Annotated in this window: 9 protein-coding genes; 6 read left to right on the top strand and 3 right to left on the bottom strand. The window is 61.2% G+C overall.

All coding sequences use genetic code 11. The annotated features are described in order from the left end of the window. Positions 1-25: 25 nt before the first annotated feature. Positions 26-1471, bottom strand: a complete 1446-nt coding sequence (locus tag ACXWUF_RS11870; protein WP_458494883.1) for an archaeosortase/exosortase family protein — start codon at positions 1469-1471, stop codon at positions 26-28. A 73-nt stretch (positions 1472-1544) separates the two neighbouring features. Next, positions 1545-3554: a VIT domain-containing protein gene (locus ACXWUF_RS11865; RefSeq protein WP_458494882.1), complete on the bottom strand. Its 2010-nt coding sequence runs from the start codon at positions 3552-3554 to the stop codon at positions 1545-1547. Between the two features lie 194 nt (positions 3555-3748). Here ACXWUF_RS11865 and ACXWUF_RS11860 point away from each other — a divergent pair, with 194 nt between their 5' ends. The 6 genes from ACXWUF_RS11860 to ACXWUF_RS11835 all read left to right on the top strand — a co-directional run bounded on the left by ACXWUF_RS11860 (position 3749) and on the right by ACXWUF_RS11835 (position 9441). Continuing rightward, positions 3749-3973, top strand: coding sequence for a hypothetical protein (locus ACXWUF_RS11860; RefSeq protein ID WP_458494881.1), 225 nt, complete (start codon positions 3749-3751; stop codon positions 3971-3973). Between the two features lie 36 nt (positions 3974-4009). Then, a complete protein-coding gene (nifL, locus tag ACXWUF_RS11855) occupies positions 4010-5614 on the top strand; it encodes a nitrogen fixation negative regulator NifL (RefSeq protein WP_458494880.1) in 1605 nt (534 codons plus the stop codon). Next, on the top strand, positions 5607-7139 hold the full coding sequence (gene nifA, locus ACXWUF_RS11850; RefSeq protein WP_458494879.1) for a nif-specific transcriptional activator NifA: 1533 nt from the start codon (positions 5607-5609) through the stop codon (positions 7137-7139). The genes nifL and nifA overlap by 8 nt, the downstream gene beginning before the upstream one ends. A 320-nt stretch (positions 7140-7459) precedes the next feature. Next, positions 7460-8752 carry a tyrosine-type recombinase/integrase gene (locus ACXWUF_RS11845; protein WP_458494878.1) on the top strand — a complete coding sequence of 431 codons (1293 nt, stop codon included), beginning with the start codon at positions 7460-7462 and terminating at the stop codon, positions 8750-8752. A 102-nt stretch (positions 8753-8854) separates the two neighbouring features. Continuing rightward, positions 8855-9061, top strand: coding sequence for a hypothetical protein (locus ACXWUF_RS11840; RefSeq protein WP_458494877.1), 207 nt, complete (start codon positions 8855-8857; stop codon positions 9059-9061). After that, on the top strand, positions 9040-9441 hold the full coding sequence (locus ACXWUF_RS11835) for a PIN domain-containing protein (RefSeq protein WP_458494876.1): 402 nt from the start codon (positions 9040-9042) through the stop codon (positions 9439-9441). The genes ACXWUF_RS11840 and ACXWUF_RS11835 overlap by 22 nt, the downstream gene beginning before the upstream one ends. 331 nt (positions 9442-9772) lie before the next feature. On the opposite strand, the gene ACXWUF_RS11830 is transcribed toward ACXWUF_RS11835, so the two are convergent. Then, positions 9773-10158 (bottom strand): hypothetical protein (locus ACXWUF_RS11830; RefSeq protein WP_458494875.1); only part of this gene is annotated, 386 nt, incomplete at its 5' end.

Below are 10158 nucleotides of genomic sequence, written 5' to 3'. Positions count from 1 at the left end.
ACTCGGTTTTTGAAACCGAGTCGGTCTACATCCCCGCCACCGTCACCGCCCACCACGGCCCCCGGCCCGATTCAAGCAGGGCGCTCCAATACCACGCCGAAGCATCCGTCCACGCCCCGCCGTGTTCATCATGGATGCGCTCGCACACTGCCCGCCCCACGCCATCCTTGCGGGCGACGAAGCAACTCCAGCGCGCCCCCGCCACCTCGCGGATTTCCGGCGTCCCGACCGCATAGCCCACACCCCGGAAGCAATCGGCGGCGGGATGCAGCATCCGGGTGGGCCGCTCCACCCGACGGATCAGCAACTCCCGTTCGCCATCGGTGAACCGCGCCGCCGCGCCGGGAAAGTCGCGCAGCCAACGGATTTCGGCGGGCACCAGCGGCAGGCGGATCAACTCGCGGCCCTGAAAACGGGTGGGCCATTCGAAGTCCGTATCTCTCACGACAGGCGCGGTGGATGGAGAAACGACGGCGCTCCAGGCGGCGGCGCTCAAAAACATCATGGCGGTGACTCGGATGACCAAGCCGTAGACCGGGCGTGTGCTCATGCCCGACGCCCATACTCGGCTCGAAATGTCAGGCATGTGAATACATGCCCGACCTACGGCGGTTCGGCGCAAACACACCAAGGCCACCGGCACCAACACCAACACAAACAAGGCCAAGCCGATGCCCTCATGGGTCCAGGCGGGCAGGGAGGCCAAGCCGGTTTCCTTGAAGAACAGCGCCGCGTTCCGCAGCACATTGCCGACCAGCACCAGCGCCACCGCCAACCCCAAATTCAGCAGCAGCCGTCCCGGCGCGGCGTTCGCCACCGCCGAAGCGGCGCTCGCCATCACCAGCCCCACCCACAGCATGTGGACCCCGCTGCACGGCGCGTCCACCACCATCAAGCGCTGGCCCCAACGCAACCCCGCGCCCTCGGCCAGCACTGGCAGCCCGAAGCTTTGTAGCAACCAGCCCGCGCCTTCCGCCGCCAGCCGCCGCAGCGGATAGCCGCCATAAAACTGGAGCGAGGCCACCAGCGGCAGCGATAACGCCAGCAACACCCACAGCGGCGCGGCCTCACGGGGTTTCGGCAGGAAGGCGGCGAGGCTACAACCCAGCGCCGTGATGCCCAACAGCGCCCGCACCAGCGGCGGCCAGTCCGACGCCGCCGCTTGCGCCAAGGTCAGCAGCCCCGCCATCAGCAGCGGAACGGCGCGAGGTTCGGCGCGGAGTTCCCGCCGCCGCCCGTACAGCAGCAGGAGCGCCAATCCCAAAGCCAGCGGGCCGAGCGGCTCGTCCGAGCCGTCGCCCATCCGTAACCCGTACCAACGCCACACCGGCCACAGCGCCAGCACTTGCAGCGGCAGCAGCACCCGCGAATTCCGCAGCAATTCGGCCAAGCGGGCGAGGAAGTCGGAGACCCAATCCGCCGAATCTCGAAAGTGCGCATTGGAAGGAAAGCTTTGTTTGATCGCCCTCACCCCACCCCTCTCCCGTAAGGAGAGGGAGCAAAGCGCCGCTTTATCCCTTGCGTTATTTATCTGGGCGGTGACTTCAGCCATGACGCGCCTGCCTCCTTCTGGCCCAACCGAACACCGCGCTGGCGGCACCGAACAGCAGCCAGGTTTCCGGTTCCGGCCCGGACGGCACCGTGCCACCGACCGCCATATCACTGACGCCAGCGGGCAAGGGCAGCGGTTGCTTCACCGTTGTCTGTTGCTCCGGGTTGGCGTTGCGGGCCACCGTGTCCACGGCGATGAAGGAGGTGTGCGAAGTCAATAGGTTATAAGTCAGGCCCAGCGTGGTGATTTCCTGCGCCAACTCGGAGCCGGGCCGCACCTTCTCGTAATCCGCCAAATCGGCCAGTCGGCTCCGCGCCCACAGATAGCGCAACGCGGCGTTGTCGGGCCGGGCTTCGATGTCGCCCAGGTCGAAGCGCTTGCGGAATGGTCCGGTGCCGGTGAAGCCAGTCAGGGTGAGCGTGCCATCTTTCTTGCCCTTCCATTTGCCGAACAGGATCACCGGGCGCTGGGCGAACAGGTCCGGCAGCTTGACCGGCTGGATGTCGTAGGCGTCGAAGCCGTCGAACTCGTAGCCGATGTGGGTCAGCACCGGCGATTCGATATAGCGGCGGAACCGCTCGGCCTCGGCGGCGGCGCGGTCGGGCTGGGTGACGATGAATGGCTCGCCTAGTCCTGCTTTCGCCATGCCTTCGATGAGGAAGCGGTTCACCGAGGAGCCGATGCCGAAGGCGAACACATTGGCCCGGCCCAGGTTTTGGCGGATCAGGTCGAAGGCTTCGGTCTCCACCGCCACATAGCCATCCGTCACCACCACGAAGCTGCGGGCGCGTCCCGCGTCGGTGGGAATCGCCAGCGCCCGTCGCAGGGCTGGCAGTAATTCGGTCCCGCCGCCGCCGCGCTGGTGGTCGATGAAGTCCAGGGCGGTCTGGATGCTGGCCGGGTCGGCGGGCAGGGAACGCTCGGCCAGCAATTCGTTGGCACCGGAAAACAGCAACACGTTGAACGTGTCGTCGGGCTTGAGTCCACCAATCAGGTCGCGCAGCACGGCTTTCGCGGTGTCCAGCGGGAAGCCGTTCATCGAGCCGGACACATCCAAGATAAAGATGTATTCGCGGGGCGGAATCCGTTCCGGCTTGATTTGGGCGGGCGGCTCCACCATGGCGAGGAAGAAGTTTTCCTTCTCGCCCTCGTACAGCAGCAGGCCGCTTTCGATGCCCTGGCCGGTCAGCCGGTAGTCGATGATGATGTCCCGGTTGTTCTCGTTCCGGCCACTGGCGGCGAGGCCCAGCACGGCGCGGCTCGGTCCCTGGAAGGTCACGTCCACCTGATGGGACGGGGAAGATATGTCTTGGATGGGCATCCCCGCGTTGAGCGCCATCTTGAAGCTGAAGGCGCTGGTCGGCTCTTGGCCTTGGCGCAGATAGGGATTGGCGATCCAGCGCTCGGACGCGGGCGCGGTCGCCGCCGATTGATTGGAATAGCGCGGCCCCACCACGGTCGGATAGACGAACTGGTAGGTGCCGTCGGTGGGCACCAGCAATTCCGTATAGCGCAGTTCCACCCGGATGTCGTCGCCCGGCAGGATGTTGGCGACGTTCATCTGGAACACGTTGGGCCGGTGCTGTTCGAGCAAGGCCGCGCTTTTGCCCGCCGCCTTGGCCTGGACATACTCGGCCTTGGCCTGTTGTTTCTCCTTAATCTTGGCTTCGATGGTCCGCTCGCCGACCCGCAGGGTCAGGCCGTACACCGCCGCCCGCGTCGAGCCGGGAAACACATACTGCGCCTCGATGGGCCGGGTGCCTTCGTTCTTGTAGGTCTGCCGCACCACCACGTCGGCGATGACGCCGGAGGCCGTGGCTTCCACCTCGGTGGATTTGAGCGGCAGGCGGTCGGTGTTGGGGTCGTCACTATGGATAAAGAAGTAGGGGGCGAGGGTTTTGTCGCCCGCCGCGTCCGCTTTTTCTTCGGCCCGCAGGCCAAAGGCCCACAGCAGCCCGCCGACCAGGACGAGCCGGAGCAGCCATAACAGGAGCTTGTTCATGATCGTTCTCCGCGTGAGGAAAGGCATTTTTAAACGCGGAATAAGGATGGGGCGGCGATGGGAATGGGGTATGAAGGGGGAGGGGAGAAGTGTGAAGTGGGGGTGAAGTTGGTAACTACTAGATTTCCGTTTGTTGCGGATCAGGTTTCATGGAGCGCCAGGTCCATCTTGCCCGAATGATGGGTTCTTAAGATATGCTTGTCGTATTTCCGACAATTTTTTTATCCTTCTGCCATGATTGCGACAACGCCGCCATTCCGGCGACCTTCGGCATCGCCCCATGGCTACATAAAAAATCAATTATTTTCAATGAGATGCACTGCTTGGCACTGCGTGTTGGCCGCGATTGTGGTCAAAGCGACATTCCCATCAGCGGCACGAAACGAGAGAATAGGGCGGCATATTTTCTGCTTGCCTGATCGAGAAAAACCCTTGGACCAAGGAGGCATTCCGCAATGTCCCAAACCCCGCCCCACCATCCCGCCAATCCGAATAACGAACGTCTGGCCGAACTCCCCGGCACCGACGGCGAACGACTGGCGTTGTTCGCGGAGACCGTCGAGCAAGCCCCGCTCGCCATCTCGATCACCGACTCCGATGCCAATATCCTGTACGCCAATCAGGCGTTCTCCCGCACCACGGGCTATGGGCCGGACGAATGCCTCGGCCAGAACGAATCCATGCTGTCCGATAAGCGCACGCCGAAGTCCGTGTACAAGTCGCTGTGGGAGGCGTTGCAGGCCCAGCGGCCTTGGCGGGGGCACTTGCTCAACCGCCACAAGGACGGCAGCCGCTATCTGGCGGATGTCACCATCGCCCCCATCCTCAACGAGCAACGGCAAACCGTCCATTACATCGGCATCCACCGGGACGTGACCGAGGTCTACAAACTCGAACAGCAGGTCCGCCAGCAGAAGACCCTCATTGAGACCGTGGTCGATTCCATGCCCGTCGCCGCCGCCTTGCTGGACGAGTCCGGGCGGGTGGCCCTGGACAACCGCATGTACAAGGCGCTGGCGGCGGACCTTAAGCTGGCCGACCCGGCCCGGACCTTCATCGACATTCTGCGGGAAGAAATGGGCGACGAATGGGAGCGGATCAAGCGGTCGAAGTCCGGTTTCCGCAACCGCGAGGTGCGCTTCGACCGGGGCGGCCATTACATGCCCTACTGGTTCGCCTGCGCGGGAAGCTGGTTTAGCCAAGAAGATGACAGCATCGACACTTTTTTCGGGGAAAGCCGCCACACTTATTTGCTGTTGACCCTGACCGATATTACCCAGCAAAAGAAGCAGGCCGAGGAAATCCGCTTCAACGCCCTCAAGGCGCTGATGACCGAGGAGGAGAAAATCCAAAGCCTCCGGGAAACCCTGTCCGGGGCCATCCACCACATCCAAGGCCCGATCAACCTGCTCAACGCGGCCACCACGATGTTGTCCCGCCGTGGTCAGGAGCATGAGAACAGCGCCCTGGTGGATATCCTGGAACAAATCCGCGTGGCGGGCGAGGAATCCATCGGTCGGCTCAAAAAATGCATTCCCGAAAACAACACCCTGGCCCTGACGCCAGTGAACATGAATCAACTACTGCATGAGTGCATTGTGCTGCTGACTCCCCGCCTACTCTCCTGCGGCGTGGTGGTGGACTGGAAGCCCACCCCGGTGCTGCCCAACCTGATGGGCCGGGAGAACCAGTTGCGCACCATGCTCAAGCAAATCCTCGACAACGCCATCGAAGCCATGAACCAAAGCGGGATCGTCCATCGCGAGTTGCGCATTTCCACCTGGCCGGATGAACAACTGGTGCATGTCTGCATCGAGGACACCGGGCCCGGCATTCCTGACGAACTGCGCCTCCGGGTGTTCGAGCCATTCTTCTCCACCAAGAACGATGGCCGCGCCCGCCATTCCGGCACCGGCCTGACCATGGCGCAGGAGGTTGTGAATCAACATCTTGGACTGATCCGCTTCGATCCCAATTACCAGAACGGTTGCCGCGTGCATATCCAATTCACCATCAACGACGCGCAGGCCACTCCGTGGAGACCCTATGCCTATGGTTGATCGCCTTCAATTGATCGAACGGGAATTGGACGCCCTCTACCACGTCAGCCAAGTGCTGAACCGGCCTTTGGAGCTGAAGGCCAAGCTGGAAGGCGTGTTGAAGGTCTTGCAGGAACGCGCCGACATGCGTTCCGGGATGCTGGCCCTGCGCGAGCAGGAAAGCGACGCGCTGGTGGTTAGCTCCATGCTGCGCAGCGATGGTCGGCAGTCCGTGGAGCCGGTGCGCTACGAGCCGGGCGAAGGCTTGATGGGCACCATTTTGGACGCTGGCAGCACCATCGTGGTGGACCGCATCGCCGACGAGCCCCGCTTCTTGGGCCGCTTGGGGCTGTACGACCCGGCGCTGGCCTTCATTGGCTCGCCCATCCGGGTCGGCGACGACGAGCTGGTCGGGGTGCTGGCGATGCAGCCCAGCCGCGTTGAACTGTTGGGCGAACGCGCCCGCTTCCTGGAGATGGTCGCCAACCTCATCGCCCAGAGCGTCGAGCTATTGCGTGGCATGGAGCAGAAGCAGCGCGACCTCGCCATGGAACGCGACCAGTTAAAGCAAAGCCTCCGCAAGAATTACGGCTTCGACAACATCGTCGGCCATTCCACGCCCATGCAGCGGGTATTCGAACTCATCCGGCAGGTGGCGAAATGGAACACCACCGTGTTGATCCGGGGCGAATCCGGCACCGGCAAGGAGGCCATCGCCAACGCCATCCACTACAACTCGGGCTGCGCGGGCGGTCCCTTCGTCAAGCTGAACTGCGCGGCGCTGCCGGACAACCTGCTGGAATCGGAATTGTTCGGCCATGAGAAGGGCGCGTTCTCCGGCGCCATCAGCCAGCGCAAGGGCCGCTTCGAATTGGCGAACCACGGCACCATCTTCCTGGACGAAATCGGCGAGACTTCCCCCGCCTTCCAGGCCAAGCTGTTGCGCATCATCCAGGAGGGCGAATTTGACCGGGTGGGCGGCACCCAGACGCTCAAGGTGCAGGTCCGCGTCATCGCCGCCACCAACCGCAATCTGGAGGAGGAGGTCGAGGCGGGCCGGTTCCGCGAAGACCTGTACTACCGGCTCAACGTGATGCCCATCTTCATGCCGCCGTTGCGGGGGCGGCTTGAGGACATCCCGGAACTCGCGCAATTCCTGTTGCAGCGCATTTCAAAGCAACAAGGCGGGCGGCCTCTCTCCATTAAGGAAAGCGCCATCCGGCTGTTGATGCGCCACGACTGGCCGGGCAACGTGCGGGAGTTGGAGAACTGCCTGGAACGGGCGGCCATCATGAGTCCCGACGGGGTGATCGACCGCGAGGTCATCGCCATGACCGGGCTGGAGGACGAAATCGCCGTCGTCGGACCTGCCAGCCAGGTGAAGCCGGAATTCGACATTGATGGGCTGGACGAGCGCGAGCAGGTCATCGCCGCGCTGGAGCAATCCGGCTGGGTGCAGGCCAAGGCGGCGCGTTTGCTCAACATGACCCCGAGACAGATTGCCTATCGGGTGCAGACGTTGAATATCAAGATGAAAAAAATCTGAGGGGGTTTCATCCCGTATCACCGCATATCACAGAACAAGCTAAAGCCCTGATTTTCAGGGCTTTTTTGTGTCATCCGCTATCATGCCGTATCATTGAATCGCACTCGAAAGGTGTACCCAAGGGTGTACCCATTTTCATGGGTACACCCCCCGCCGCCCGTCCGACCCGCGAAAAATCGCACCGCCTTGGTGCTATAAGGGCCAAAAACCCAGCAACCACGCGGCCTAGAGGCCGAAAAAATGGGTACACCCTTGGGTACACCCCCCGTTGAATATGACGGGTTACAAGCGCTTCGTTGAATCTGTACGGCTGGTAGGCAATGGCGAAACTCACAGACCTGGAAATCAAGCGGCTTATCGCCGCCGGGGAACCTTTTGAAGGCATTGCGGATGGGAACGGGCTTTACCTGCGCTGGCCCAAAGGACCGAACGGGAAACCCAGCTACGCCAAGCCGATTTGGCGCTTCCGCTACAAGATCGACGGGAAAACCCGTGTGATGAACCTGGGGGCTTATGGCGCTGTGGGGCTGGCAGAAGCGCGGAAGTTGGTCAAGGAGCTACGGGCGCGGGTGACGCTGGGTTTCGACCCGGCCATGGAAAAGCAAGAGCGGAAGGCCGAAAACCGCGCTAAGGAGGAAGCCCAAAGCTTTGTAAGGACCGTGGCGGAAGTGGCGGACGAATTCTTGAGCCGGTATGTGGACGGCAAGTTGAAGCGGCCTGACATGATCCGGCAACGGCTCAACAAGTACATCCATCAATCCCCCATCGGGGGCTTGCCCGTGGACCAAGTGAAGCCCTTGCACATTGACCAGGTGCTTCTGAACATCGTGGACACCGGCAAGCGGCGGACGGCTAACGACGTGCTGCGCTGGCTGAAACGGGTTTTCGATTTCGGCATCACCCGCCATTACCTGGAACACAACCCCGCCGCCGCCTTCGGCGTGAAGGACGCGGGCGGTTCCGAGAAGGCGCGGGAGCGGGCGTTGTCCTTGGTGGAAGTCGCCACGCTGTTCAGGGCCATGGATGAATCCGCCAGCTTCTCCCGGCAAAACCTGTTGTCTGTGCGGCTGCTGCTGGCGTTGGGGGTTCGCAAAATGGAGCTTTTGGCCGCACCGTGGGCAGAGTTCGACCTTGACGCCGCCGTCTGGAGCTTACCGGCGAAGCGGGCGAAGAATGCCCACGATATACGCATCCCCTTACCGTCGATGGCGGTTGAGGCGTTGCGCGAGCTTGAAATATTGGGCTGTGGGAGTGCCTTCGTGTTTCCGGCCCGTTGCGGGCTTAGGCGAGGGGATAGACCCGTAGCGGCTTCGACCTTGAACACCGCCTTGGAAAGCCTGCCCCATGGCTTGGAACCCTTCACCGTGCATGATTTCCGGCGCACCGTCCGCACCCAGCTAGCGGCGCTGAACATTCCCCCGAACATCTGCGAGCGCTGCCTTAACCATGTGATTCCGGGGATTGCGGGGGTTTACGACCGCTTCGATTACTTCGAGGAACGCCGGGCGGCGCTGTGCGCGTGGGCTGACGTGCTGGCGGGCTTGGTGGGGGCCGATCCGGTTCCCGATGAAAGCAGGAAGGCCACGGTCATACCGTTGCGCCGATCCGGCTAGGCCATGGCGGGCGGGTGTATGATTCTGAATAATCGCGCCTAGCCTTTGGCCGGGCGAATTACCGGGGGAAACCCTTATTTATTTGCGCTATGGGTAATCGTTATGCAAACCGTGGCTGATAGGATTTTTGAAATCACGCGCAACCTACCGGAATCAAAAGCGCTGGCGGTATTGAAGTTTGCCGAGTCCATGCAAACCAAGCCCGACGATGAAGAGAATGATTTCTTTGCCTTGGCGGGTTTATGGGAGGGGCGGGATATTGACCCGGCTTCACTGCGTAAGAAGGCATGGCCGGAGCAATCGCCGTGATTCTGTGCGATACGAATATCCTAATTGAGTTTTACAAGAATAGCCCGGCCATAGTCCAAGAATTGCGGATTATTGGTCAAGGCAATATGGCCGTGAGCGTGATTGTTCAGGCGGAGCTTTATTTCGGGGCGTTGAATAAGCGGGAGTTATTGAAAATCCGGCGACACTTGGCGCTGATTCACCGCTATCCCGTGGATGCAGTTATCTCGGAATGCTTCATGGAGTTGATGGAAACCTATTCACTTAGTCATGGGCTGGCGATTCCTGACGCGCTTATTGCCGCCACGGCCTTGGTTCACGATGTGGAACTGTTCACGCAGAACACCAGGGATTTCCGGTTTATCGCGGGTTTAAGGCTGTACGTGCCGAAAACCCACTAAACCGACTCGGTTTCCCTCAACCCCCGCTTCAATGTGCTGGCGGTCGATCCGCCCCAAGGCGCGGCCAACCCTTCCACCTCGCGGCGCTGGCGACCATCGGCACCGGGGCGTTTTCGGTATTCGCCCAATGGGGGAATACCTGCTTCCACCTCCCGGCGCTGGCGGTCGATCCGCACCAGAAGCCCGCCACGGCTGAAAAATCAGCTACAGCTTTCCCGGCCACCGGCCCGCGCTGAACCGCTGGGAACGGCGGCGCTGGTGACTGAAATATTCACAGACTTCAACAATAAGCCGGGGAAGCGTCAAGGCCATGGGAGGCCGAAATAAGATTCTATACCTTCTGTCTCTGACGTAAGCACCCGCCGCAAACATGGCCTTTATTCCGCTTAACCCGGATAGCCTTATCGTCCCACAATTCCACCATATCAAAATCTTTGATATTGGTTACTACCAAATCCCCTAACCCGTGCCGACGTAGCCACGCCTTAACCGCTGGAATCTGGGCAGGATCACAAGCGCGGGCCGTGAATATGCGAACTTCCCGGCCTAACTTGATCCATTCCTTGACTATGGAAAGCATATAGTTATTTGGCTTGCCTATTTCCACTGGAATGCCGCCTTTATATTCGGCTAATGTTCCATCAAGCTCAACGCCGATCCATTTACCTATATATCTTTCAGTGTTGTTATTCTCTACCTTAATCCTTGACTGTCTCT

This window comes from Methylomagnum sp., assembly GCF_054333355.1.
This window is presented reverse-complemented; position numbering and strand designations above follow the sequence as displayed.